Genomic DNA, 26,127 nt, shown 5'->3' on the forward strand with positions numbered 1-26,127 from the left:
TAAGGAGCTTAGAATGATCCAAGACCGTTTAAACAACCGACCTAGAAAACGATTAGGGTTTAAAACCCCCAATGAAGTATTTATGCAGTCCTTAAACCGTGTTGCACTTCGTGTTTGAATCTACGAAATATTTATACTGGACTGCATGAGTTTTGTGACATGAGTTTATTGCTTGATTTTGTAAGGGAGGGGGACCTATTCGTTGACGTTGGATCCAACGTTGGGTCCTATAGTATCCTTGCTTGTGCCGCCAAAAAAGCAAGAGGTTTTGTATTTGAACCTGTACCTGAAACCTATATAAAATTGAATGAAAATATTAGATTAAATCATATAGAAAATTTAGTTCATACATTTAATATTGGCCTCAGTGACACTATCGGGGAATTATCTTTTACGACTAGTATGGACTGCATGAATCATGCCTTATCAGACGGAGAGATAGACTCTGAAGCAATAACTGTCAAAGTATCAACATTAGATTTAATTCTTAAGGATGAATCTCCAGCGATTATAAAAATAGATGTAGAAGGATTTGAAACACCCGTTCTACAAGGTTCCGAATATATATTAAGTAAACCATCTCTTAAGGTTATTATTATAGAGCTTAATGGAAGCGGGTGCCGTTATAAGTACGATGAAAATCAGATTGTTAAATTTTTAAAAACTAAGGGATTTGACACCTACTCGTACGACCCATTTAGTAGGAAATTTTTATGTCTAAATGGAAAAAATTCAGAGTCAGGAAATACAATATTCATTCGTGATATTAACTTTGTCATTGATAGAGTTAATAGTTCTCCACTAAAAATTATCAATGGAATCTCATATTAAATAGATGAAAAAAGACAACAATCTACATAAAATCCTTATCACCGGCGGTGCTGGCTTTCTAGGCTCGCACCTTACTGAGAGGCTTCTCAAAGAAGGTAATGATGTATTGGTGGTAGATAACTATTTCACGGGTACCAAAGAAAACTTGGCGCATTTATTGCCAAACCCCCGCTTAGAGCTGATGCGTCACGATGTGACTTTCCCTCTTTATGTAGAAACCGATCAAATCTATAACCTGGCTTGCCCAGCCTCCCCGGTGCACTATCAATACGATCCAGTACAGACGACCAAGACCAGTGTGCACGGTGCTATTAATATGCTCGGCCTAGCCAAAAGAACCAGAGCTCGTATCTTGCAGGCATCCACCAGTGAGGTTTATGGCGACCCAGAGGTCCATCCTCAGCCAGAAGAGTATTGGGGCAAGGTGAACCCGATCGGTATTCGCTCTTGCTATGACGAAGGTAAACGCTGCGCAGAAACCCTCTTTTTTGACTATCACCGTCAACATAATCTAGATATCAAGGTAGTGCGCATATTCAATACCTACGGTCCCCGCATGCACCCCAATGATGGTCGCGTAGTAAGCAACTTTATTGTGCAGGCTCTGCAAGGTAAAGACATCACCATCTATGGTGATGGCCAGCAAACCAGAAGCTTTTGCTATGTCGATGACTTAATCGATGCGATGGTTAAAATGATGAATTCGGAAGAGGGCTTTACAGGACCAGTCAATATTGGTAATCCTGGCGAGTTCACCATGCTTCAATTAGCCGAAACGATCCTCAAGCTCTCGGGCAGTAAATCTAAGATCATCCATCAGTCTTTGCCATCAGATGATCCTAAACAACGTCAACCGAACATTGAGCTAGCAAAAGCCAAGCTTGGTTGGCAACCCAAGGTCAATCTAGAGGACGGCCTCAAAGAGACGATTGGGTATTTTAGAAAAGTAATTATATAACATTATAAATAAACCCACTAATATTAAAAATATACATAAATATATTTAATAGAAAAATGAATAAATATAAATCTACAGAATTAACAAATATAGAACCTAAATTTTTAGGTTCTAAAATTTCTGTATGTATTTTAACTTATAATCATGCCCATTTAATTGAATCAACACTCAAATCTATTTTAAATCAAACAATTAATGGCTATGATATTTATATAAGTGATGATTGCTCTACGGATAATACTTTTGATATTATTAAGGAACTGATTTGCAACAATGATCGAATTAAGTTATTAAAAACTCCGCATAATATGGGAATGGCTGGTAATGCTAACTTTGCAATTAAAAATATAAATAAACCATACATTGCATTACTCCATCATGATGATATTTGTCGAACTGATTTATTGGAAAAGTGGGCTCTCGCGCTAGAAAAAAATGAGGGCGCAGCCTTTGTTTTTAATCCCTACGGTGTTTACGGGAGTAAAACAATATTCAGGTGGAACATTGGTGAGGAGTGTATGGAGGGACGTTGGTTGCTAGAGAAACTTCTGTTTCCAAAGTGGGGCTGCTGCGTTAGGGGTACTGCAATGATACGACGGGATGCATGGCTTTCCGTTGGGGGAATGCGAGAAGAGTTCGGCATGCTTGCGGATATTGATTTATGGATGAGATTATCAATGAAGTGGCAAGTAGCATATGTTGATGAACCTGTAATTGCAATCCGCCAAGAAAGACCAGATAATTACCCTGTTGCGTACAAAGAGAACTTTTGGACTTGGCGTCGTCGTCAATTATTGTATGAAATTCATATTGCAAATCGCCTCACGTATTGGGACATAGACTCCTTTGGCGGTCGGTTAAAGTGGTGGAAATTTCGAATTCTGCTTTCTTTTGAAACATTCAAGTGGCTGAGTTATGCGGTCATTAGAAAAAAACCAGAAATGATCTTAACAAGCAAAGATTCAATCACAAAATATGATTTGATGCCGCTAGTAATTTTGAGATGGTTGCTAATTAGTATCTATAGAAGTAAATATAACCAATAATCAACTCTTTAATGAAAAATCCTTTATTACATATTAACTTAACTGCTCCGTTTCATTTGCTGAGGAGTTTGTTATTTAATTTCTCCGGACATGTAAAAAAAAAATCTGTTTCGAATAAGTACTTGGCTCTGTGCGCATATATAAATTTCAATACCTGTTTAGATTTAAGGCGTGGCTCAATTATTGAGTTTAACCATTCAGGCTTTCTAGTTCTTGGAACCGAACGAAGTAGTTTTAGGGGTTGGGCGGGTAGAACTAAGTTACATCTTCTCGAGAATTCTAAATTAATTTTTATGGGGTATAACCAAATTGGTTGCGGTTCATTGATTTGGATTCTTGAGGGCGGTACTATTTCATTTGGGGGTGGTGGCTTTACTGCTGGAAATAATATGATCATTGCCAAGAAGAGTGTAAAAATTGGGTCAAACTGTCAAATTGCATTTGGCGTAACTATTAGTGATCATGATTTTCATAAAACATATAAAAATGGCATTCAAAACAATGAAACTTTACCAGTTAATATTGGGGATGGAGTTTGGATAGGCATGAATGCAACAATATTAAAGGGGGTAAATATTGGTGACGGTGCAATTGTGGCGGCGGGAGCGGTGGTTACAAGCGATGTGCCTCCTGGTGCTATGGTCGCGGGAGTTCCTGCAAAGATAATAAAAAATAATATAGAGTTTTATGGATAAAAATTAAGTTAGTATTATATATTATCTAATTTATCATTAATATATTAATATAGAGAACTATATATCTATTTATAATAAAAAATTCGTAGTATGTGGCGGGCGGGCTTTATATGAAAAATCGTAGTTCAAGCTCAACTCGAGTTATATCTGCAAGTGCCGCATCATGGGTTCGTATTTTGATAATGGTATTCACCCAAGTAGCTTTAATACCGATTTACCTGGGATCATGGAGTGCTCAGACTTTTGGTGCTTGGTTACTAATGCAGGCTATTTGGTCAGTGGTTACACTGGTTGATGTTGCGTATCAAGACTATGTAGGTTACGAATGCCTTGGACTAGGCGCGTCTCAAAGGCACAAAATTGCACTAATTATTTGTTCCGCTTCTCCAATAGCATTTTTCATCGCAATATGGGATATCTTTTTAGTGTGGTGGATTGTTCATATGGGACTATTAGGTAAATGGATACCTGGAGACCCTGAGCTAATAAGACAATGCGGTCTTGCGCTTATATTGCAGGCAGGAACTTGGTTGATATCTGGTAGTCAAGGTGGTTTGGTTGTTCGATGGCTTATTCCGCTTGGGTATAATCCTCAATTATCATGGTGGGGAGCTTTTTATGCGTTAATAACAGCTTTGGTCCCAGCCGTGGCAGTTATTTATGGCGCGAACCTTATTGAAGCTGCAATCTCATTATTTGGTGTAACACTTCTCTTTAATTTAATATTTTTTATAGCCCTTGCATTAATATTTCGAAATGAAAAAATGGGTCTTGTAATGCCCAATATTAAGAATGGAATTTCTTTATGGTTTAAATCTATATGGCTTATAGCTAAGGGCCTAACTGAAATATCTCGGCAACAGGGAACGAGAGTAATTTTATCTCCCTTAGTGGGTACTGGAGAGATGGCTGCATTTTCTGTGATGAGAACGGGCGCAAATTTCGCGCTTCAGGGATTAAATACAGTCTCTGGACCGGTTTTACCTGAATTAATACGTTTTTTAGAAATGAGAGATCAGGAGCGCATGGAGGGAGCCTTTGCGATTGTATGGCTCATTCTTTCCGTCGCTTTATCCCCGATGGTTGTGGTTATTCAATTCATAGCACCAACTTTATTTCCAATTTGGACGCATAACAAGATTGACTTTGATTCATGGACATTTGGAGCGCTCTCATTGAGTGTTTTAGTCCTAGCCATATCCCAACCTGCAGTGGCTATCATTCAGGGTAAAAATAGCGTAAGGGCTCAATTTTTAGTTTCCTTAATTGGCACTTTAATAGCTATCGCTGGTATGTACATATTAATTCCAATTTACGGAATAAGAAGTGCTGCTTGCTCTTTGTTGGCTGCTGAATTGATTTGCCTCTCACTAAATGTTTTCTGGGCAAAGCAATTGTTAAAGAAAAATGGTCTGGAATGGCCTTGGAGGTCGTTTAGAACTTTAGTTGCTTCAATTTTAGCGACGGCCGCTGGAATGATTGCTATTGATTTCTTCACATCGTATTTATCTAAAGTCTTCCTGATATTAACCTTGATTACTCAGATATGTATTGCTAAATGGTATTGGAATCATCTGCCTCTATTAGTAAGAAATCAAGCCGTTACTCTAATATTCAAGGTTAAGGCAATAAGTTTAATAAGAAGAATCATACATTTATAATATTAATATGAAAATACTATTTATTACATCATCAAAAGAAGATTATCTTTCCGATGGCGTATTGCACGGCCTTAAAACCCTTTATAAGATAGACTGTATTGATTATCCAAGGGCAGATATTTTGTACAAAGATTGCAATGAAAACATTAGAAAAAAAGTGCGAGGATTTGGATTTACTTTATATTCTGGGCTCTTAGAGGAGGATGGGGCTGATAGATTTAATATAGAGGAAAAGATTAAAAAAAACTACTTTGATTTAATAATAATTGGAAATATTTGGAGGCAATTTGGCTTTTACTATCAATTTAAACCATGGTTAAAAAAAGGCAATACTATTATTTTAGATGGGGAGGATAATGAGAGAGGCTTTCCAGCAGCAGGACAGTTTATACGAAATTCAAGCTATTGGTTAATGCCAAATGTTATTAACAATTTTTTATATTTCAAAAGGGAATGGACAGAAAGAACAGTATTTAATTTGATGTATGAAATTCTACCTAGTAGGATATACAAATTATTTTTTAAAGATAAAAATATAAGAAAAATTAATTTCTCAATTCCTTTTGAGAAAATTATAAATGATCCAGAAATAATTAAGATAAAAAAATTTTCGAAGCATATAGTAGATCCTGAATTAGCCAGTTTGATACCAGAATCATCATTAGAGTATGCGTTTGAAAACGAGATGGAGTACTATAAAGATCTTCAAGAATCGAAATTTGGAATTACTACGAAAAGAGCGGGCTGGGATTGCTTGCGACATTATGAAATTGCTGCCAATGGTTGCGTACCATGTTTTAAAAATCTACACTTGAAGCCTCAGACTTGTGCGCCACACGGATTAAATGATGGAAATTGTATAGCGTATACTTCGGCAGAAGATCTTTTAAAAAAGATAGATAATATTAACGATAGTGAATATAAATTGCTTCAAAATGGTGCTCTAGAATGGGTAAAAAATCAAACAACTGTTGCAGTTGCCAAAAATGTATTAAATGAATATAAATTAAACAGAAATTATATTTAGAAATTTATATTTATGAATAATAAAAAATATCGGGTAGCTATATTAAATACTCATCCTATACAATACTTTGCCCCAATGTATTCATATTTTAATAAAGGAAAAAATATTGATGTACATGTCTTTTATTGCAGTGATATAAGTCTTCGAGGTGGATTTGATAATGGGTTTAAAAAAGAAATAACATGGGATATAGATTTATTGCGCGGTTATAATTCTTCATTTTTAGGTAAAAATTATAATAAAAGAGATCTTAATGGATTTTTTTCCCTAGTATGCCCACAAATATGGCGTGAAATAAGGCGTGGCAAATTTGATGCCCTATGGCTGCATGGTTTTACCTCTTATTTGGCTTTTTTAATTGCATTTTTAGCTGCGAAAAGCTGTAAGATACCTGTATATATAAGATCCGATAATCACTTGGGGTTAGATCGTTCAAAAATTAGAAGGCTATTTAGGAGCTTCATATTTAAATTATTATATAAATATGTTGATGGATTTTTATCTATAGGTGAATTAAACCGCAAATTTTATTTAGATTTTGGTGTTCCAGAAGAGAAAATATTTTTTGTTCCATACGCTGTAGATAATGAGAGATTTATTTCATCATCACAGATAAGTGAAGCTAGCAAAATTTCACTTCGGAGAGAATATGCAATTAGTTCAAATAAGCCCGTTATTCTGTATGCTTCGAAATTAACTCAAAGAAAGCATCCAGATAAATTAATTGTCTCGTTAGCCACATTAAAGGAAAAAGGAATTGAAGCTTCGCTATTGATTGTTGGATCTGGAGAAATGGAGTCTGACATAATAAACCTTGCTAAAAAAGTTGGTCTTACAGATGTTTCATTCGCGGGATTTATTAATCAAAATGACTTGCCAAAATTTTATTCTGTATCAGACATTTTTGTATTGCCGGCAGAAAATGAGCCGTGGGGACTCATTGTAAATGAAGTAATGTGTGCGGGCTTGCCAATTATTATTTCTAACGAGGTTGGGTGTGTCCCAGATTTAGTTAAAAATGGAGTCAATGGCCTTCATATTAATCCATGTGATATTAATTCACTTACAAATGCATTAGAAATCCTTATTTTGGATTTTGGTCTTAGAAAAAGAATGGGCGCAGCTAGTTTAGAAATTATAAAAAATTGGAATTTTTCAGAGTGTGAAAAAGGATTAATTAAGGCGCTAGATTATAATATAAAATCGAATTGTGAGTATAAAAATTAATAAAATTATTTACAGTTTATTTGTATTATTTTTAATAATACAAATAATGGTCGACTCTTCAATTCAGAATATATTATCTAACTTAATTATTTTGTGTTCAACATTTATTTTAATAAACTATATATCTAAATATAATCTATTAAAATTTAGCCCGCTAATAGTTGTTATGCTTGTTGGATTTAATTTTTTAACACAATCTGGCCCTGTGATTTTTCAAACATTTTTTTTCCAGTCTGTTAGTGAGAAAATGGAGTCTCCAATATATACATTTATATATGTATTCCTATTTCAAATGGGGCTCTTAATTTCAGCGTTTATATTTCAATATAAACTTAGTAAATATTCATCTTTCATAAGAAAAAATTTTCTCAATCCATTACATTTAATGGATCTACCAAAAAATAATCTTTTATTTATATTGGGTTATTTGGGGTTTCTATCATTAATATATCAATCAAGGTATGTTGGAATAGATTCTAAAATTGAATATGGTGATATTACTGGTAAATTTATACAATCACTTTCCATTTTTATATCTGCGCCATACTTGACTTTATTTTATCCCAAAATTTACTCAATAAACGCTCCAAAAAATAGCAAGAAAATTATTATATATACTTTTCTATTGGTTATAATGGCGATTGCTCTTAATGTTCGTGGGTTTATATTTGGTGGGGTTTTTAACCTAATTTTAATTATGATCCTTTATATGGCCTTAGGTAACTTAAAATTTAATTTTGGAATGAAGCATTTCATTATTTTAATTGCATTAATTCCCGTCTTTTCATTGGCAACTGATCTTGTATTTTCAATGGCAGTTGCTAGAGAGTTTAGAAAAGATAATTCACCAGTAGAGATGGTAGTAGAGACCTTAGATATATTATCTGACAGAGACCGATTAAATCATTTAAAAAAACTATCCTTAGATACTGTTTTTTCAGACTATAGCGAAGATTACACTGGTAATGTCATGATTGATAGGCTACTATCGGTTAAATTTTCTGATTTAACCATTACTGAAGTTATCAAAATGCCTAGCGATAATGTTAGGGAGGTAGTAGAATTTAGCAGAAATAAAATTTTTTCAACTTTACCAACCCCAATATTAAGAATAATAGGAAGTAATATTGATAAAAATGAAAACACCTATTCTATGGGGGATTTTCTTAGGTATGGTTCAGGCGGGTTTTTAAGTCAATCATTTCTAACGGGTTCTAATGTTGCTCATGCATTAATTTTATTTGGAAATTTATTCTTTTTAATACTAATACCTTATTTTGTTATAGTAATGGTCGTGATCCATTCTTTTGAAATTAATATCCGGGGTACGTTTTTTATATCCCCATTAATTTTGATGAATTTAAATTTCCTCTTAAATTTTTTTAATTCTGATTCATTAGTAGATGGTATGCAGTTTATCACTAGAGGCCTATTTCAATATGGCTTAATTTATTTTATAATATTTTTGTTTTATAAAAAAATGTCTATTAATAATTCATAAATCTTTTAAATTAATAAAATTTATTATATGAAATCAATCATCATTTATAGGCTTGGAAGCATGGGTGATACTGTTATTTCCCTTCCTTGTTTACATAAAGTGAGCTCTAGCTTTCCTGGTTATAGAAAAATATTGCTAACTAATAATCCGGTATCTTCAAAAGCTATTCCTACCGATGATTTATTAATGCCTGCGGGTATTATTGATGAAATTATTAATTACAATGTTGGTTTGCGATCAATTCCTGATTTAGCGAAGCTAAGAAAAAAGATTGTTTTAACTGGAGCAGATACAGTTATCTATTTAAAATCTTCCAAAGGATTTTTTCCTTACCTTAGGGAATATATTTTTTTTCATCTAAGTGGGATTAAAAATATTATTGGTGGTGGATTCATTAATTCCTTATTGGATAATAAAAGCAATCCTAGAACTGGTTTTATTGAGTTTGAAGCAGAGAGGCTAGCAAGGTCCATTAAAAATCTTGGGGACATTGATTTACAGTCTGAAGATGCTTGGTCGCTATTTCTTACAGAAGACGAGCTTAGATTTGCGGATGCCAAGCTAGCGTCACTTGGCACTGACAAGTTTATAGCTATAAATATTGGTGGAAAGAACCCTAACAAAGATTGGGGTCAGGGTAATTGGAAATTGTTAATTTCTGAGATTTCTGGGAGTTACCCAGACTTTGGTTTTGTGGTGGTTGGTTCGTCTGATGAATGGCTACGTGCTAGGGATCTTTTATTAGAGTCAACCACGAAATCAATCAATCTATGTGGGGTTTTAAAGCCACGTCAAACCGCCGCCATTCTATCGAAATCCTCTTTTTTTATAGGGCATGACAGCGGCCCTTTGCATTTAGCTGCTTCTGTTCAGGCTAGGTGTATTGGTATTTTTGGAAATTTGAATAAGCCTAATAAGTGGCATCCCTATGGTAATAAGCATATCGTATTTCATTCTATGGATGGAATCGACTCCATTAACGTTTCTGAGGTACTTAATGGCGTTACTAAGATGGTAAATTCATTATGAAATCTTTAATTAATGAAAGTATTTTATCGACTGATGTACATGAAGAATTAAAAATTCTTCATGTAATAGACTCGGTAAATCCAGATAACGGTGGACCTATCGAAGGAGTTAATCAGTTAGCTCGCAATTTAAGCGGTAGTAATGTGAGTATTACAGTTGTTTGCTCAGATAAGCCAGATGCACCCTGGCTGCAATCTAAAAATGATTTAAAAATCCATGCGCTTGGTCCTGTCTACACTTCGTTTCGATATAACCCCCGTTTAGTCCCATGGTTAAGCGCTAATGCCAAGTCATTTGACATTATCGTTGTAAATGGGATCTGGCAATATCATGGTTTTGCAGTCCAGCGAGTTTATAAAAAAATTGGCATTCCTTATGTTGTGTTTACACATGGGATGTTGGATCCATGGTTTAAGAAAAAATACCCCTTTAAGCACTTTAAAAAATGGCTATTTTGGCCCTGGTCTGACTACCAAACTCTTAAGCATGCAAATGCTGTAATTTTTACATGCGAAGAAGAGAAAATTTTGGCTAGAAAATCTTTTTGGCTATATAGGGCTAATGAAATAGTTTGCTCTTACGGGACATCTGCGCCACCAAAAAATAGTCATGAGTTATCGAAAAAATTTCTTGACCAATATGAGCATCTCAAGGGTAAAAGAATATTACTATTTCTCGGTAGAATTGTAGAGAAAAAAGGTTGTGATATTTTAATTAAAGCTTTTGCAAAAATTTCTGATCGTGATCCGGACCTACATCTAGTTATTGCAGGTCCGGACACTATGGGGCTGCGTGCCGTACTAATCGCATTGGCAGAGGCGCTTGGTATTTCAAATAAAATTACGTGGACTGGCATGCTACAAGCTGATGATAAATGGGGGGCCTACTATTCATCTGAAGTATTTTGCTTGCCTTCGCACCAAGAGAATTTTGGAATTGTTGTTGCAGAGGCTTTAGCTTGCGGTATTCCTGTTTTAATTTCCAATCAAGTAAATATCTGGCGTGAAATACAGTCTTATGCCGCAGGGTTTGTAGATGAAGATACCGAAGATGGCACCATGCGTAATTTAAATCGTTGGCTAAGCTTAGACCCTGTTTCTTTTTCCAATATGAAATTACAGGCGGAGTTATGCTTTCAAAGTAATTTTAATATTAGTAAATCTGCCTTAAATTATAAAAGTATATTGGAGGGCTTTAAGTCTTGATAATAATAGGCAATGATCCAACTAGAGAGCCTTCCTTTACACTTGGGAATAGATTGGGGCGTCAAATATGGGGAATAATTTATATTTTTTTATTTCGGTTTAGTCCGCGACCCTGTCATTCATGGCGAGCGTTTCTTTTGCGATTATGTGGTGCTAAGCTGGGTAAAGGTTGCCACATATATCCTAGCGTCAAAATTTGGGCGCCTTGGAATTTGCAGTTTGGCGATGCTGTAGGCATTGGTGATTCTGTAACGCTATACAGTATGGATAAAATCAGAATAGGGGACTATGCTGTAATTTCTCAAGGGGCAAATGTTTGCACTGGGTCACATGATTTTAATACTAGCAATTTTCAATTATTTTCAAAGCCAATTATAATCGGGGCCAGAGCTTGGATCTGCAGTGAGGTTTTTATACATCCTGGAGTTTCAGTTGCTGAGGGTGTTGTTATAGGCGCTAGGTCAGTAGTTATTAAATCAGTGAGTGAGGCATGGTCTGTTAATTCAGGGAATCCTTGTAAAAAAGTAGGTGTTCGTAAAAGTAGTATTTAAAGATTTCTTATACAACTTTTTTTGTAAAAAACTAAAAAAATTTAGTTAATTTTAATATTTTAGGAAGAAGTGACTAAACTTTATAATAAGAGTTCCTGTGTTGTTGTAATTTTGACATTTAATTCAGTCGAAATTATTCGTGAAACTGTAACGCAAGCCTTAAAGGTATCCCATAATATTTTTGTCGTTGACTCAGGTTCTACTGATGGAACTATTGAAATCCTTTATGAGTTGGGTTGTCATGTGGCTAAACGAGAATTTTTAGGCTATTCAAGTCAACGCAACTGGGCAATTAATCAGGTTAAGGAGTTTAGTTGGCAACTTCATCTTGACGCTGACGAAGTTTTGGATGAATTAGGGATCTCGCAAATAAACCTGGCTCTACAGGAGATGTCGCCACATAACGCCTATATGATAAAAAGGAGAGACTATTTTATGGGAAAAATGTTGCGTTTTAGCGGACTAAACCCCTGGCATCTGCGTCTTTTTAAGACGGGCTTTGTTTGCTGTGAAAATAGATTGTATGATCAACATTTTGTTTCAGACGGTAGCGTTGGGCGGTTGAAGGGTTTTATGCATGATAAGAACTGTTTAACATTAACTGAGTGGGTTCGAAGACATAATCATTGGAGTACACTTGAGGCCCAAGAAATCTTAAATGAATGCGCTGATCGACCTGGAATCCTGCGGGCTAGGTTTTGGGGTGATGCTCGCGAGAGGACTAGGTTTTTTAAGAAAATTTATTACAAACTGCCAAACACTTTAAGAAGTTTTTTATATTTCTTCTACCGTTATTTTATAGCTTTGGGATTTTTAGATGGGGCAACAGGTTTTTACTTTATTTTTTTTCAAGCGCTTTGGTTCAGGATGCTAGTCGATGCAAAGTATCGTGAAATTTTAGATTTAAAAAATTAGGGATACACGGCATATTAATAGTATCAATACATCTTTTCAAAATTTTAGAATTGAGTCAGTTAATACCAAGATGACTAGCATTGAGATTCTAATAGCCTCTCTAGAGAATTTTTTCTATTATTTAATTCGCCATAATTATGACTAAATGATTTGAAGGTGATTTGCTATTAAAAAAAAACTGAAGGTTCTTCTTTACGGTATCAACTATTCGCCAGAGTTGGTTGGGGTGGCAAAATACACAAGCGAAATGGCCGAATGGCTTGTTAAGCAAGGTCATGAGGTCCACGTTGTGACGGCTCCACCGTATTACCCAGGCTGGAAGGTGTGGCCAAAATATTCTAAATATTTTTATAGTCGAAGTATCATCTCTGGTTCTATTGTTTGGCGTTGTCCTATATTTGTTCCATCCCGCCCATCATCAATCTTGCGCATATTGCATTTAACAAGCTTTGTATTTTCTTCGGCATTAATGTTAGCTATTCAGTTATTCTGGCGTCCTAATCTAGTCTTTTTAGTGGCTCCAACTTTGCTTTGTGCGCCTAGTGCATTGCTTTTTTCAAAGCTTAGTGGTGCAAAATCAATTTTGCATATTCAGGATTTTGAGGTTGATGCTCTATTTGGCCTTGATTTACTTTCAGAACGCACAAGACACTCGATTTTTAAAAGGCTTGCGTTTTATTTCGAGTCTATAGCCTTAAGTAAATTTGATATTGTGTCTTCAATCTCTCCTGGAATGATAAAGCGGCTTCGAGATAAGGGCGTTTCAAATAAATGCATAAGCTTTTTGCCAAATTGGTCTGAGCTAAATCGCTTTAAGAATGTAGAAGTATCTCAGAAATTAATTAAAGAGCTAGGAATTCGGGGCGAGAAAAAAGTCATATTGTATTCTGGTAATATGGGTGAGAAACAAGGTCTTGAAAGTATTGTATTGGCGGCCCAAAAGCTGCAAACAAGAGAGGACTTAGTCTTCTTATTAGTGGGGGACGGTGCCAGTAAAAAATATATAAGATCGATGGCGATTGATTTAAATTTAAGCAATTTAGTTTTTGCACCATTGCAGGCATACGAGGATCTACCTTCGCTGCTCGCATCTGCGGATGTTCATTTGGTAATACAAAAGACAGGTGTGGCTGATGCTGTACTTCCCTCTAAGTTAACAAACATTTTCGCTGTAGGCGGTAACGCAGTGATTACTGCTGATATTTCAACAACACTTGGTCAACTCGCCGAAGATTATCCGGGGATTGCAGTTATTGTTCAGCCTGAATCGGTTGAGTCTTTGCTGTCAGGCATACATAAAGCCTTAAATATGCCGAGATTCAATGGCATTGCCCAAGCTTATGCTCAAGAGTTTCTGGATAAGGAAAAAATACTATCGCGATTCTTTGGAGAATTAGATGAATAATTTTTCTTGGACGCAAATAATATTAATATAACTTAAAAGGAATTTATTAGTCATGAGAAATATAGTGGAGCCTCAGGAAGCATTTCCCTACAAACCTCCTTCCGAACTGATTCGACAAAAATATAGACATATATTTCTGATAACAACCCCTTTACAACCTCGGTTGTTCAAAACTCTTTTTGATAAAGTTGTTGCCACTTTTTTGTTATTGTTGTCATTGCCAATTCTGCTGTTGTTAAAACTAGCCTTTTTGATTGAGGGTTGGTTGGTTCCGGAGAATAAGGGACCAATGTTCTTTTTTTATAACGCAGTAAGCGCTGGAAAAATAATACCAAAATATAAGATTCGGTTGATTAAATTGAAATACATAGAACCCGAAGGCGCAAAACGTGGTGATTGGGTTGCTTATTCTGCTGAGTGGACTCCAGATAGTCGTACTTACGTTGGTAAGTTCGTAAAGAAATTTTATCTAGATGAGTTACCTCAGTTTTATAGCATTCTTAAGGGCGACATGAGTATCGTTGGCCCGAGACCTCTTGCGATTTTGCATTATGAACGTGATTTGGCCCAAGGGAACGTTACCCGTAAACTCCTTAAAGGCGGCATATTGGGATTGGGGCATATCAATAAAGGCACTTCAGAAATGGGTAATCCACAGTTTGAATATGAGTATGTAGATCAATATCTAAAAAAATCTTCTTGGGGATTATTAATGTTGGATCTCTGGATAATATGGAAGGGCGCATTAGTAATAATAAAAGGTGGTGGACATTAATATTAATCTGGAGCTAGAGGGCCATAACAGAATAATTTTAGAGTTATCTTTATCCTCAATATCATTCCAAATTTTGGTAAGTAGATCATGAAATTGGCGCTATTACCATTCTGAATTTTAAATAATAATGCTGTTGATTTCAAGGGAATTTTTATATTAGTTATGTTAATAAATAATTATTTTATAATATGAAAAAAAAATCAATCGATATATTATTATTAATGCTTACTTTTAGATTAATTTTAGTAGTAATATTTTCTTTAATAATAAATCCAATAAATTTAAATCCTGGTGATATTGGATTTGGTTTTGGTGACTATATAGATAGTTTAGTAAAATACGGAGAATATAAATCATGCATTATTGATAATGGAAATTCATGCCTTAGATACTCTAGGATGCCTCTTTTGCCATTTATATTAGCAACTGGATTTTTGTTAATGAAAAATATATATTTTATCATTGCAATAAAAGAGGCAATATTCTCTATTATTTTATATTTTTCCATAAAAAATTTATGGTATTTATTAGGCAAGAATAGCAAATTTATAATATTTATTTTGCTTTTTAATCCGTTATTATTAAAGCATCTAGGTACTCCTCATTATGAAGAATTTTTACTGGCCAATTTAATAATATTATGGTTTGTATATCTATTATATAGTGTTTATTTCATAGATGATAAATATATTTATATATTATGTTTAATAAGCTCATTGCTATATTTGATAAAGCAAACATATATTACATTTATATTTTTTTCTTTTTTATTTTTGTTTTTACGCTCATTTGTACTTAAAAAAATTTTTATAATTCCATTATTAATACTTTTAATTCCAATTATATTATGGGCTATTTGGATTAATTATAATGGAGGCAATTTTTATATTGGCACATCTTGGGATGCTGAGAATTTAGTTCGTGCAATCTACCCATTGCAGGATAAGTTATTTCCTGAAGTATCTGTGGATAGGGTATTTGATACATATAAATTTTTTGGAGTAGATGGATCTATTTATTATAATGACCCAATACAAAGTGGTTTATTACCACTTCAAAAATTTTCAAGTGAAAATAGTTGGTACTTATACTACCAAAATTTAGCTAATACTATATTTCGCAATAACTTTTCTTTTGAAATAATTTTTATTTTGAAAAAATTATTTTATTTATTATTTGGTATACATGACAAATTAAGAGATCCATTGGCAACCCCGTCAATGACTATAGTAGGATATTTATTTATGTTCTATAGATTTATTTTCCTTAGCTTAATTATTAAATTTATTTATACAAAAGGGCTAATTCCTGGCCTATTATTTATGATGTGTCTACTCTTTTTATTTTCACCTCTTTATTTAGGGTGGGCTCATGAAAGGCATGCAACCATTTTTATAACAGGAACTTCGATTTTTATTGTAATTTATTTGTCTTTATTTCCATTAAAATATAAATAATATGATTCTTGTATTGTTCTACTGCTTTTAGTTTAGTGCAAATCATGATTTATTAAGCGGTCTAGAACTGACTTTGGCGCACAGTGATGCTATTAATTTCCGAATGCAGTATATTAAATAGCTACTAAATAAAGGATTTATTTAAGCATTCTTAAATCGTAGTTTAGCCATGCACCCTTTAAATTAATGGCTCTTTAGTAGTGGCTAAAGGGCTGACACTATAGGTTATAATACAAAAAAAGAGCGTGGCGGTTGATGTATGCTCCCTCAAATTGTTAAAAGGGTTGTTAAATAATTTTTTGCATGCTGAAGTTTATCGGAATTAAGTATTATTATGCGCCTTTAATATTGAGCTCTAAATATACTAACTAAAAATTCATAGTAATACCTTAAATTTTCTTGAGTCCATGCTAAATAATATAATGAATAACATTATTTATAAACTTAATTATTAATATTAAAAAATATGCGCATTATTAAAATATCACAAAAAATTAATCAACCCTCCTTTTTTTCTTTGAGGATTTTATTTACTCTCTTATTAATTTCATGCGAGTTATTTCTATTCTTTTATTTTAAAGATAACGGCGGTGATTTTACTAGGGTCAATGATATAACTATTGCGCAATATATGCGAATTAATGGCAGTAGCCAATTTATGTTAGCTGCGTATGCTCAAAAGATAGTCTTTGTATCTCTCTTTTGCTATCCAATTTTAGTTTTAATATTATGCGTCAAAAATGATCGACCTGTTATAAAAAATATTAAAGTCAATTTTTTTAAGTTATCCAGGTGGTCCCTAATTCTCAATTTGATTTCTTTTTTAGGCTTGCTTACTTATGCAGTAATAGTAGATAATCCTTCGGAATTAATCGCTAATCCATATGGCCCATTGTCCATTTTTTATATTTTTACTCCAATATTATGGGTTGTTTATTTATTTAGTCTTTTGGACCTCTTTTTTCCATTTGCAGCTCTAAAAGAGCTACTTCAGAATGAAAAGCTCTTTGCAATACTCATGATTATTTTGATTGCATTAAGCACAAATCCAGTTATTAGCCCTATTCATCTCCAAAGTGTTATTGATTTTTGGTCAAATTTGCTTTTAGAGCCAACCATTACATTGGCTTTAAAAATTTCGCACATGCTGGGGTTTTCAACCCAGATATTTTCTTTTCCTGGGGCTCCTTTCCCTGACTTTGGAACTGATAAATTTCATACTACTATTGCTCCTGAGTGTTCTGGTTATGAGGGGATTACTCTTGCTACTATTTTGCTTGCTGGGTATTGTTATCTCAAACGTTCAATATTTCATTTTCCGAGATCTTTATTGCTGATACCGATTGCTATTTTGGGAATGTTCTTTTTAAATGCTATTCGTTTAGTTATTTTAATTTTCATTGGCAATTTTTATTCACCAGAGTTAGCTTTCAATGGATTTCATACAGTTGGTGGATGGTTCAATTTGCTGATTATTTTGGTCCTATCTCTATGGGCATTAAATAAGTTTCCATTTTTTTTGAAAAAGGCTGCATTAAAGCCTGATGACGACAATAATCAAACTGCTCATGCATTTTTATTCCCTTTAATGGCACTTGTATCTACCGCACTCATTGTAAAAATTTTTACAGTTGATTTCCAGTGGCTCTACCCAGTGCCAATGTGTGTAGCAGCCTGCTTTATCTTCCGTTACAGAGAAAAATTTAACGGCTTCTTGATTCGGCCTTCTGGGCTATCGATCGTGATTGGGATTTTAATTTTTCTAATATGGATTTATTTAATTCCCGTAGATCCCACTATCAATTTAGATTTTTTCAAACATCTTCAATCAACCTCAGTTGTAATTGCGCTCTTTTGGCTACTATTTCGTATTATCGGTGCAGTTGCCATAGTTCCTATAGTCGAAGAGCTTGCATTTAGGGGGTATATGTTGCCTCACATTCGTCAATGGGTTAATTTGTTCTTACTTCGAGACAATTACTCAAAATATTTGCCTGTAAATGTAAATATTTTTGGGATTATTTTTTCTCTTGCTTCAACTTCTTTTATTTTTGGCATCTTGCACTCCACTATTTTTGCTGGTTCTATTGCGGGACTCGGCTTTGGCATCGCCTACTTACATAGGGGTAAGTTAATTGATGCAATTACAGCCCACGCCATTACTAACGCCCTATTAGCGGTTAATGTAATATGGTTTGGAAATTGGTCTTATTGGTAGGGGTAATGATGGAGTGGGTTACGAAAGGGTAATCCCCACTCATAGATCAGGCTACACCGTTTAAGGGAGCCAATTCAACGCTAGTAAATCAATACAGTTTTTGTAAGTTAAATAATAGTAAAAATACTCATAATTATTAATATCTGAAAACAAAGTGCTTATCAAGACGGTACTTTATATAAAAACTCATAATAAGGCCAATTAACCCTCCTATATATCGCATTATAGTTGTGCCAAAATATATTTGAAATGAAAACTCAATACCCCAAAATATAAATGTAGTAAATATTCCCATAATAGAATAATTTAGAAATACTTTAGTACTATGCGCTAGATTTGTAACTTTAAATTTATAAATTAATTTTTTATCAAGCAAATACTTAATTGGCAGAATAAGACCCGTCCCAAATAAAATAGATGCTGTAATTGCATACTTACCTTGGTAGAAATGAGTAAAAAGTGCCTGAGCACATAAATTGGCGATGGTTGCTAGGGCTGCAATAGTGCTATAAAGAACGGCAATTTTAGAGGTCACCCCCAATTTTCTATTTCGCAAGTGAAAATAGTCCTAGTAAGGTGAGACCCAAAATCCAACTGCTTTTATCTTTAATTGCAAAGACAATCGGGTCATCGTGCATTTGGCCGCGGTGGGTAATGAGCCAGGCTCTAGAAATCCAGAACAGTAAAATAGGGCAGGCCAACCAAATGAATTGCGGAGTGTGATAGAGCTCGCTCGTGCGGCCATCCTGTATATAAAGTGCAAGAACCAATACGGCCAGATAGCCCGAACTAATACCCATTGTGGAAACAAGCTCTATATCTTGGTATTCATAACCCCTGCCACGTAAAGGCCCATCTAGATTGGCATGCCGTGCTGATTTGAGCTCGCTAAAGCGCTTAATAAAAGCGAGCGATAAAAAGATAAACATGGAAAACGTTAAAAGCCAAAAGGAGAGGGGCACTGATATTGCGGCAGCTCCAGCAATAATGCGAAGCGTGTATAAGCCAGCTAAAGTGAGCACATCAATGATGGCAGTTTGTTTGAGTCGTAAAGAGTACGCTAGAGTGAGAGTTAAGTAGACAGCAAGTACTGCGATAAAAGCGGGCGGAAGAAGTAGCCATGTGAGCCCAAAAGACATCACTAAAAGTAGTGGCCATAAGAGCCAGCCTGTTACTAAGCTCAGGTTGCCTGCTGCAAAAGGGCGATACCGTTTGCGATGATGGTGACGGTCATCAGCTACATCAACTAAATCATTTAGAGCATATACGCTTGAAGCAGTTAAGCTAAAAATACCAAACGCAATGAGGGCTTGTATGTCGCTTACTAAATTACCAAAATATTGCGCAGCTAACAAGGGTACAAAAATCAATATATTTTTTAACCACTGATGAGGGCGCAATGCTTTAACTAATACTCCAATGATTGAGGGGCGCTCGCTAGGAAAAGTTTGAGTTAGATTGCTAAATGCCCTCACACGATTGATAAATGCTGGGGAGGAGCTCACGACATAAGCGGCATTGGCCGCCCTCCACACAGGGAAATCAGCATCATCATTCCCAATGTAATCAAACCCCCGATCTCCATACTTGCTTACGAGCAGATCGCGTTTTTGATTTGCCTTAAGGTTAATTTCACCTTCAGTGGCTAACACTTCATCAAATAATCCCAGATGGTTTGCTACAGCCTCTGCTAAAAGCTTGTGGCTTGCCGTTGCCAAAATGATTTTTCTACCTTGGCGGCGTTGTTCTGACAGCCAAGCTACGAGATTAAGGTTGCAGGGAAGAGAGCTTGCATCAAAGGAGTAGTTTTTTGCTAACTCGGCTTTAAGGTGACTTTTGCCTTGAATAAACCATCCCAAGAGGGTGGCCAAGCGAAAGGGATGACGAGTAATAAATTGGTTGGCGGATTCAAAAAGCAGGTCCGTTTTAATCAGGGTTCCATCGAGGTCAACCACTAGAGGTAGGGTAGATTGAGGACTAATTCGATTGTTTGTCATCAAACAAGGCTGCCTTTAATAGGGTAGGGTGGATAGTTCTTAGATGCATATTGTATCGAAAGTGGGACTATCTCCATTGTCTGAAAGGCGGCTACATCATGCAGTTCTGAATTCTTGCTTTAGCTATGTGACGATGAAAATAGATTTAAGACTTCCTTTTGCCAAGGGCGTAAACCGCGTGATCTGTCAGTGCTTTGTGTTATTGAATTTGCCCACCCTTGAATTGGAATAACGAATCCTGTTTTCGGACGTATGGTAATTTCATTGGGAAGGGGTGGCTGCACTGTTAGTGGAATATCACATTTTTGTAGAATATTACCGGCTCTTCTTTGCTGGGCCAAATAATGTACGAGTGGAATATCCAAAAATGGTAGGCGAATTTCTAATGAATGAGCCATACCAGCCCAGTCAGAATCACGAAGGAGTTGATTTCGCATGTATTGGGTTGATTCCAAATACGAGACAATTCCAAATGAACTACCCAGCTCATTCAGCTGTTTGTCCGTTGGGTAATGCTTGGCAAGACGCTCTAGTCCAGTGTTGATAAATTCCGAATCTAGACCCTCAATGTCCTTAATTTCCCAAGGCATCCTCGTTGCACGTCGCAGTAGGTAAGAGCCTTCCCAAGTGGCACCATATTCTAAAAGTCCAGCGTATTTTTCAGATGTGAACTGGCGCAGTATTGGACTACTTATTTGCCTTAACGCCTTAGCTAAACTTGGAGCTTTAGCTAACATACTTCCCAGTTGGTGGATTTTAGGAACTTGATTAAAAGAAGGATAACCCCCAAAAAGTTCATCGCCACCCAAACCAGAAAGTGCAACCTTCAAACCCGCTTGGGCAGCTGCACCAGAAACTAAGTAGCTATTGAGACCATCTAAGGTTGGTTGATCCATTGATGCAATGTAATGATTAAGCTGGCTTTCAAAGTCATTTTGAGTAAGCCAAATAGTTTCATGTTTTGCACCATATTTTTTAGCAACGAATTCGGCTAGAACCGTTTCATCTGCACTAGTTCCTTGATACTCTTTAAATCCCAACGTAACTGAGTTTAATGGTGCACCACATTCAGCAGCTAAAGCAAGTAGTGTGCTCGAATCAATTCCCGCCGATAAAAAGATGCCGACAGGGACATCAGCAATCAGATGATGGCGAACGCTATCAAGGAGTGCGCTTCGTAAATCAGAATGGGTTGATGATGGAGTATTGGTACCACAGTAGACATCAAAAAGAGATTGAAAAGTGCCTGTAGCGCGCTTGCCACCACGGACAATTTTGAGCCACGTACCCGGTTCTAAACTCAGCAAATCTTTATAGAGTGTAAAGGGCTCTGGAACTGAGCCCCAAATCCAGTAACCAACTACTCCAGCTGGCTCAGATTCTGTTTTGATTCCGCCGCCTGCCAATAATGATTTCACTTGAGAAGAAAAACGGATGGTATTGCCATCATCATGCCAATACAGAGGTTTAATTCCTAAAGGATCACGAGCTAAAAATAAAGACTGCTCAAAGGTGTCCCAAATTGCAAAGGCATACATACCTCGCAATAAGGAGCACATTTTCTCGCCCTGCTGAGCATACAGAGCTAGTAGGACTTCCGTATCTGAGTGGCCTCTAAAGTGAAATCCTTTGGAGACGAGTTCAGAGCGCAGCTCTTTAAAGTTGTAGATTTCTCCATTAAAGACAATCTGGTAGCGACCATCAACCGAGGTCATGGGCTGGGCACCATTTTCAGATAGGTCAATAATGGCTAAGCGACGATGAGCTAAACCAACGCGCTCATCTGGAGAAATCCACAAGCCTTTACCGTCAGGACCGCGATGTAGCATCTGGTCGCGCATGCGGACAAGCTCTGTCTCTAGGACAGGGGGCGCACCATTAGAATAGGCAAAGATGCCCGCAAGTCCACACATAAGTATTAAATTAACAAAAAAGCAAATTGCAACCCACTAAAACAGCTTAATTGGGGGGGGGGTAAATATAGCCGTTGATTATATAAGAATTGGTAGCGGCAGGTAGGGACACAATGGACGCAAGACCGAATCACTGGTGGTTAATCGTTTTTTGTAGAGTACAGCAAATTAGCTAGGTTTCTCAAGGGCGAGCATTAAGCTAATAGGCGCAGCTTTTTTTGAGCTTGATTGAAAATTCATCCCAAATACTCTGAATGCTAGTGCTCAATTGTTGGGTGCTGATGGTTCGGGAGTCAATTTGTTCATTTCACAATCAAATCCACTTATTTAGATCAATATTAGGCCATTCCATAGGTATAATGCGCCTAACTTCTAAACGAGATACCGTATTGCTGTGAGAAACATGGCATTACATTAGTAAAGCAATACTTTTAATAAATAACGCTAATCATGATTAAAAAATCCCTACAAAATGTATTACCACTTGCCTTTTTTGCTTTAAATAGTCTTGGGCCAATATTCATTACCCAAGCGAATGCTCAAGATGTCAATACTCCTGTAGCAGCTACTGCTGCACCTAATGCTGCAGCACCAGTAACCGCGCCATCCACTAAAGCAAAGTCTGTAGTGGTTGCTCGCGTCAATGGTGAAGAGATCACAGAAGAGCAACTCAATAGTGAAGCAGCTCCTAATTTGCAGGGAGTTACCGACCCACAGCAAATAGCGCAGATCAAAGCGGCCGTGCTCAATGACATGATCAACCAAGCAGTGGTACTCCAGGTGGCCAATAAAGCAGGTTTGGCTAACACACCTGAAGCCCAATTGCAAATTGATCAGTTACGTAAAAAAGCCTTGTTTGGTTATTACATTAACAACCAAATTGGCTCTATGCCTCAGGTTAAAGAGCAGGCAGTTGATGACTTTATTCGTAAGCATCCCGAACTCATTGATCAACATAAAACCTATCACTACCAACAAATTATTTTCCCTGCTGGTGAAAAAGACCACGTTGCTGCCATTCAGGGCATTGTGCAGCGTGATGGCAATATGGTCGATATCAAGTCTTATCTAAAAACCAATAAAATTGCATCTGTCTCTACTAATTTGTGGCGTGGCTCTGAACAAATCAGCCCAGCGACTTTAGCTGACTTGACCCCTATGAAGGCTGGCCAAATCAAGGTGATGCTCACCCCAGATCGTAAAAATATACAGGTCTTAAAACTCGTGGATGTGTACCCGGATCCCATCACATTGGAAGAAGCACGTATTCCGATTGTGCGAGGAGTTCAATTAGATGCCCGCGATAAGATGGTTAAAGATTTATTGAGTGGATTGCGTAGTAGGGCGGACATTGAGATATCTGATCCCAAGGTGGCCAAGGAAGTATCCCGCGTGATCGCTCAGTCAGCTACTGCTGCTCCAGCAACCTTACGTTCTAAAATCAGCACTGCGTGGTATTTCGCATTACTGGCTTTGATACCTGCCGCAGCCATCTTGTTCTACAAAACCAATAAGCCTGTACCAGTCGAAAAGAGTGTGCATGATTTAGCCAACTTCAGTGCTGAACCTTTGTTCAAGGTAACTTTGCATACTTTGCGCATTCCCTTCTTGCTGATACTTTCTATTTGGTTATTGGCACCCATGTTTGAGTTTTTCTCATCGCCCCCAGTTTGGGTGACATTGCAAACCTTGATCACTTTGGCTTTCTCAGGCTTAGCAGTCGGCATCGCTATCGATGTTGTATTGTGGAAGTTGCCAATCGTTAAAAAGATTCCCTATCGTGGCTGGATTGCATTAATTGCCTTGATCGTTGGACGTTTGGTACTCCCTTAAAAAATATCTGTAAAGAATCCAAGGGTACCAAATGATAGCTAAGGTTATTTGAGGGTATCCAAGAGAGGCCAAGAGAGTTCACAAAGAGTTAGACAATAGAGACACTGCAAGTGAAATTACGGAGTATTCGATTAGCAAGACATGTGCCATTGAGGTGCATGCCCTTTTGCTTCTTGGCAAGTGTATTGCTTGCAGCGCTTGTCTGCGTGGACCCAGTAGGTGCTCAAACTGCGACCCAAGTCCCTTCGCAAGCCTCAGCGCAATCTGCAATTTCTTCTCAAAGCAATCTAAACCCATCGTCCCAAGCAGTTTTGCAGACAGAAAAGGAAGCAAGTCCTCAGGGAGAAAACAAGCTTGGAGCGAATGAGGTTGTCGCTACAGTCAATCAACAAAAGATAACCCGTGCCCAAGTTGATGAGGCTGCAGCAAATAACCTTCAGGGTATTAGCGATCCAGACGCACGCATACGAATCAAAACCCAGGTGCTTACCAGTCTAATCAATCAAGTGCTAGTAGAGCAGGCTATCGCGCAGATTGATCCAAAAGCAAATCCTGATTGGCAGAATCGGGCGCAAAAGGTAATTCAATCGGCATTGAATTTAGAGTACATGAAATCCCGTATTGGGGAGTTGCCTGACCCCAATGAACAAGTAATTAGTCAAATTTATCGAGATAACCCAGATTTTTATGCCAAGCGCAAAATCTATCACTATCTCGTACTGACTATTCCTTTGGACGGGAAGGTGAGTCAAGCCGAAGTAGAGACTACTTTGAGTATTGGCAGTGCCGGCTTTGATGCTTTGAAAGATTTGCTTAAATCCCGCAAAGTCAATTTCGGTAGTACAAATAATTGGCTTAGTGGCGATGAAATCAATCCAGGTCTTCTGGGAATACTAAAAGAATTGCCTGAGAGTCGTACTCGCGTTCAACTCAGCTCCGATAAAAAGGGGTTGGCAGTTGTCAAAAGCATTGGGGTGTATTCAGATCCGGTAAGTTATGACGATGCTAAGCCCGTGATCATTCGTAAAATCAATGGGCAAAAACAGACCCAACTCGCCACAAATATTCTGGCAGATTTAAGAGCCAAAGCCAATATTGATATTTACGAACAAGCCTTGGCTGGTCAATATGATGTATTCCAGCGGATATCGAGCAAAGGGCAAGTCGCTACCCGTTTGGAAAGAATCCGAGTCATTTGGAGCTTTGCACTACCTATTTTGGCATTAGGAGCGCTGATTGCCTATTACCGGGCTTTGCCTGCTCGCAATCCAAATCATGTGCCTGTCAAAAAACGACTATCGCAACTATTTAGACCAAAGGTTGCTTACTCAGGCAAAAACATCAAAAAATCATTTTTGCAGATTGCTCGCGAAGAGATTGCTGCGATGTGGCGCACCCCTTTTATTCAATACCTCTTTATCGGTTTTTTGGCCTTGTGGTTTTGTAGGCCTCTGTATAGCCTATTTGATAAAACGCCTGAGTGGGTTACCCTGGAAAAGCTCATTAAACTATCTTCTATAGGCATCTTGGCGGGAATTGCCGTAATAATTGCTTGCTGGAAGTTGCCTGCGTTACATCGCCTATTTAGTAAGCGCTGGGCAGGGGTTGGCACATTGTTTGCAGTTCATTTAATTGTGCTGATTGCTTAAATTTCGATCTGATATTGGGAATAATGGAGAGGTTAGCCATAAGGCTAATAATTAGGCAATTTACATTTCTATTTGATTTGGTGCCAAATTATGCAGATATCAAAGCATCATGAGGGGTGACAATGAAATTGTATGTTCCAGTATGGCTTAGTAGAGGCCTGGGGATTGATGGCTCAGTCTTATGCTGAGAACTAGGTCGAGCACTAAAGAATTTGAAACATTAAAAGCAGGATT

The 26,127-nt window shown here is 36.7% G+C and carries 21 protein-coding genes and 1 pseudogene; 19 read left to right on the forward strand and 3 right to left on the reverse strand.

Going from position 1 to position 26,127, the window contains the following annotated elements; all coding sequences use genetic code 11:
- The 17 genes and pseudogenes from ICN37_RS11485 to xrtE all read left to right on the forward strand — a co-directional run.
- Positions 1 to 118: pseudogene (locus ICN37_RS11485) on the forward strand (IS30 family transposase); the annotation flags it as partial.
- Positions 119 to 159: 41 nt separating this feature from the next.
- Positions 160 to 831, forward strand: coding sequence for an FkbM family methyltransferase (locus ICN37_RS02715; RefSeq protein WP_216154643.1), 672 nt, complete (start codon positions 160 to 162; stop codon positions 829 to 831).
- A 4-nt stretch (positions 832 to 835) separates the two neighbouring features.
- A complete protein-coding gene (locus ICN37_RS02720) occupies positions 836 to 1,789 on the forward strand; it encodes a UDP-glucuronic acid decarboxylase family protein (protein ID WP_216154645.1) in 954 nt (317 codons plus the stop codon).
- A 56-nt stretch (positions 1,790 to 1,845) separates the two neighbouring features.
- Positions 1,846 to 2,835, forward strand: a complete 990-nt coding sequence (locus tag ICN37_RS02725) for a glycosyltransferase family 2 protein (RefSeq protein ID WP_216154647.1) — start codon at positions 1,846 to 1,848, stop codon at positions 2,833 to 2,835.
- Positions 2,836 to 2,846: 11 nt separating this feature from the next.
- Positions 2,847 to 3,530 (forward strand): acyltransferase, encoded by a 684-nt coding sequence (locus ICN37_RS11625; protein ID WP_304609643.1) that lies wholly within the window; start codon positions 2,847 to 2,849, stop codon positions 3,528 to 3,530.
- Positions 3,531 to 4,609: 1,079 nt separating this feature from the next.
- Positions 4,610 to 5,191: a polysaccharide biosynthesis C-terminal domain-containing protein gene (locus ICN37_RS11665; protein ID WP_370623811.1), complete on the forward strand. Its 582-nt coding sequence runs from the start codon at positions 4,610 to 4,612 to the stop codon at positions 5,189 to 5,191.
- A 7-nt stretch (positions 5,192 to 5,198) separates the two neighbouring features.
- Entirely contained in the window at positions 5,199 to 6,218 is a 1,020-nt protein-coding gene (locus tag ICN37_RS02740) for a hypothetical protein (protein WP_216154651.1), read from the forward strand.
- A 12-nt stretch (positions 6,219 to 6,230) separates the two neighbouring features.
- Positions 6,231 to 7,445, forward strand: coding sequence for a glycosyltransferase family 4 protein (locus tag ICN37_RS02745; RefSeq protein WP_216154653.1), 1,215 nt, complete (start codon positions 6,231 to 6,233; stop codon positions 7,443 to 7,445).
- Positions 7,446 to 7,830: 385 nt separating this feature from the next.
- Positions 7,831 to 8,946 (forward strand): hypothetical protein, encoded by a 1,116-nt coding sequence (locus ICN37_RS02750; RefSeq protein WP_216154655.1) that lies wholly within the window; start codon positions 7,831 to 7,833, stop codon positions 8,944 to 8,946.
- A gap of 27 nt (positions 8,947 to 8,973) precedes the next feature.
- Positions 8,974 to 9,975, forward strand: coding sequence for a glycosyltransferase family 9 protein (locus ICN37_RS02755; RefSeq protein ID WP_216154657.1), 1,002 nt, complete (start codon positions 8,974 to 8,976; stop codon positions 9,973 to 9,975).
- Entirely contained in the window at positions 9,972 to 11,180 is a 1,209-nt protein-coding gene (locus ICN37_RS02760; protein ID WP_216154659.1) for a glycosyltransferase, read from the forward strand. The genes ICN37_RS02755 and ICN37_RS02760 overlap by 4 nt, the downstream gene beginning before the upstream one ends.
- A gap of 212 nt (positions 11,181 to 11,392) precedes the next feature.
- Positions 11,393 to 11,731, forward strand: coding sequence for a hypothetical protein (locus tag ICN37_RS11670; RefSeq protein WP_370623810.1), 339 nt, complete (start codon positions 11,393 to 11,395; stop codon positions 11,729 to 11,731).
- A gap of 69 nt (positions 11,732 to 11,800) precedes the next feature.
- Positions 11,801 to 12,646, forward strand: coding sequence for a glycosyltransferase family 2 protein (locus ICN37_RS02770; protein WP_216154663.1), 846 nt, complete (start codon positions 11,801 to 11,803; stop codon positions 12,644 to 12,646).
- 178 nt (positions 12,647 to 12,824) lie between these two features.
- Positions 12,825 to 14,051 carry a glycosyltransferase WbuB gene (locus tag ICN37_RS02775; protein ID WP_216154814.1) on the forward strand — a complete coding sequence of 409 codons (1,227 nt, stop codon included), beginning with the start codon at positions 12,825 to 12,827 and terminating at the stop codon, positions 14,049 to 14,051.
- A 52-nt stretch (positions 14,052 to 14,103) separates the two neighbouring features.
- The gene (locus tag ICN37_RS02780) at positions 14,104 to 14,826 is read left to right on the forward strand and encodes a sugar transferase (RefSeq protein WP_216154665.1); all 723 of its coding nucleotides are present in this window, start codon (positions 14,104 to 14,106) and stop codon (positions 14,824 to 14,826) included.
- 188 nt (positions 14,827 to 15,014) lie between these two features.
- On the forward strand, positions 15,015 to 16,283 hold the full coding sequence (locus ICN37_RS02785) for a hypothetical protein (protein WP_216154667.1): 1,269 nt from the start codon (positions 15,015 to 15,017) through the stop codon (positions 16,281 to 16,283).
- A 466-nt stretch (positions 16,284 to 16,749) separates the two neighbouring features.
- Positions 16,750 to 18,501, forward strand: coding sequence for an exosortase E/protease, VPEID-CTERM system (gene xrtE, locus ICN37_RS02790; RefSeq protein ID WP_216154669.1), 1,752 nt, complete (start codon positions 16,750 to 16,752; stop codon positions 18,499 to 18,501).
- 136 nt (positions 18,502 to 18,637) lie between these two features.
- Here the strand turns inward: xrtE and ICN37_RS02795 are convergent, their stop codons facing one another.
- The 3 genes from ICN37_RS02795 to asnB all read right to left on the reverse strand — a co-directional run bounded on the left by ICN37_RS02795 (position 18,638) and on the right by asnB (position 22,411).
- Complete coding sequence (locus tag ICN37_RS02795; RefSeq protein ID WP_216154671.1) at positions 18,638 to 19,036, reverse strand: GtrA family protein; 399 nt, start codon at positions 19,034 to 19,036, stop codon at positions 18,638 to 18,640.
- Between the two features lie 10 nt (positions 19,037 to 19,046).
- Positions 19,047 to 20,498 (reverse strand): UbiA family prenyltransferase, encoded by a 1,452-nt coding sequence (locus ICN37_RS02800; protein ID WP_216154673.1) that lies wholly within the window; start codon positions 20,496 to 20,498, stop codon positions 19,047 to 19,049.
- A gap of 119 nt (positions 20,499 to 20,617) precedes the next feature.
- Complete coding sequence (gene asnB / locus ICN37_RS02805; RefSeq protein ID WP_216154675.1) at positions 20,618 to 22,411, reverse strand: asparagine synthase (glutamine-hydrolyzing); 1,794 nt, start codon at positions 22,409 to 22,411, stop codon at positions 20,618 to 20,620.
- A 450-nt stretch (positions 22,412 to 22,861) separates the two neighbouring features.
- Here asnB and ICN37_RS02810 point away from each other — a divergent pair, with 450 nt between their 5' ends.
- On the forward strand, positions 22,862 to 24,244 hold the full coding sequence (locus ICN37_RS02810) for an EpsD family peptidyl-prolyl cis-trans isomerase (RefSeq protein ID WP_216154677.1): 1,383 nt from the start codon (positions 22,862 to 22,864) through the stop codon (positions 24,242 to 24,244).
- A gap of 158 nt (positions 24,245 to 24,402) precedes the next feature.
- Positions 24,403 to 25,893 (forward strand): SurA N-terminal domain-containing protein, encoded by a 1,491-nt coding sequence (locus ICN37_RS02815; protein WP_216154679.1) that lies wholly within the window; start codon positions 24,403 to 24,405, stop codon positions 25,891 to 25,893.
- The last annotated feature ends 234 nt before the right edge of the window (positions 25,894 to 26,127 follow it).

Source organism: Polynucleobacter sp. P1-05-14, from assembly GCF_018881675.1.
GTDB lineage: Bacteria > Pseudomonadota > Gammaproteobacteria > Burkholderiales > Burkholderiaceae > Polynucleobacter.

What these genes read in the sequence shown, in the direction of transcription:
- asnB (WP_216154675.1), bottom strand. Translation starts at nt 22,411, where the DNA reads ATGTGTGGACTTGCGGGCATCTTTGCCTATTCTAATGGTGCGCCCCCT.
- xrtE (WP_216154669.1), top strand. Translation starts at nt 16,750, where the DNA reads ATGCGCATTATTAAAATATCACAAAAAATTAATCAACCCTCCTTTTTT.
- ICN37_RS02780 (WP_216154665.1), top strand. Translation starts at nt 14,104, where the DNA reads ATGAGAAATATAGTGGAGCCTCAGGAAGCATTTCCCTACAAACCTCCT.
- ICN37_RS02800 (WP_216154673.1), bottom strand. Translation starts at nt 20,498, where the DNA reads ATGACAAACAATCGAATTAGTCCTCAATCTACCCTACCTCTAGTGGTT.
- ICN37_RS02725 (WP_216154647.1), top strand. Translation starts at nt 1,846, where the DNA reads ATGAATAAATATAAATCTACAGAATTAACAAATATAGAACCTAAATTT.
- ICN37_RS02755 (WP_216154657.1), top strand. Translation starts at nt 8,974, where the DNA reads ATGAAATCAATCATCATTTATAGGCTTGGAAGCATGGGTGATACTGTT.
- ICN37_RS02745 (WP_216154653.1), top strand. Translation starts at nt 6,231, where the DNA reads ATGAATAATAAAAAATATCGGGTAGCTATATTAAATACTCATCCTATA.
- ICN37_RS02715 (WP_216154643.1), top strand. Translation starts at nt 160, where the DNA reads ATGAGTTTATTGCTTGATTTTGTAAGGGAGGGGGACCTATTCGTTGAC.
- ICN37_RS02810 (WP_216154677.1), top strand. Translation starts at nt 22,862, where the DNA reads ATGATTAAAAAATCCCTACAAAATGTATTACCACTTGCCTTTTTTGCT.
- ICN37_RS02815 (WP_216154679.1), top strand. Translation starts at nt 24,403, where the DNA reads ATGCCCTTTTGCTTCTTGGCAAGTGTATTGCTTGCAGCGCTTGTCTGC.
- ICN37_RS11665 (WP_370623811.1), top strand. Translation starts at nt 4,610, where the DNA reads ATGGTTGTGGTTATTCAATTCATAGCACCAACTTTATTTCCAATTTGG.
- ICN37_RS02740 (WP_216154651.1), top strand. Translation starts at nt 5,199, where the DNA reads ATGAAAATACTATTTATTACATCATCAAAAGAAGATTATCTTTCCGAT.
- ICN37_RS02760 (WP_216154659.1), top strand. Translation starts at nt 9,972, where the DNA reads ATGAAATCTTTAATTAATGAAAGTATTTTATCGACTGATGTACATGAA.
- ICN37_RS11625 (WP_304609643.1), top strand. Translation starts at nt 2,847, where the DNA reads ATGAAAAATCCTTTATTACATATTAACTTAACTGCTCCGTTTCATTTG.
- ICN37_RS02750 (WP_216154655.1), top strand. Translation starts at nt 7,831, where the DNA reads ATGGATCTACCAAAAAATAATCTTTTATTTATATTGGGTTATTTGGGG.
- ICN37_RS02720 (WP_216154645.1), top strand. Translation starts at nt 836, where the DNA reads ATGAAAAAAGACAACAATCTACATAAAATCCTTATCACCGGCGGTGCT.
- ICN37_RS02785 (WP_216154667.1), top strand. Translation starts at nt 15,015, where the DNA reads ATGAAAAAAAAATCAATCGATATATTATTATTAATGCTTACTTTTAGA.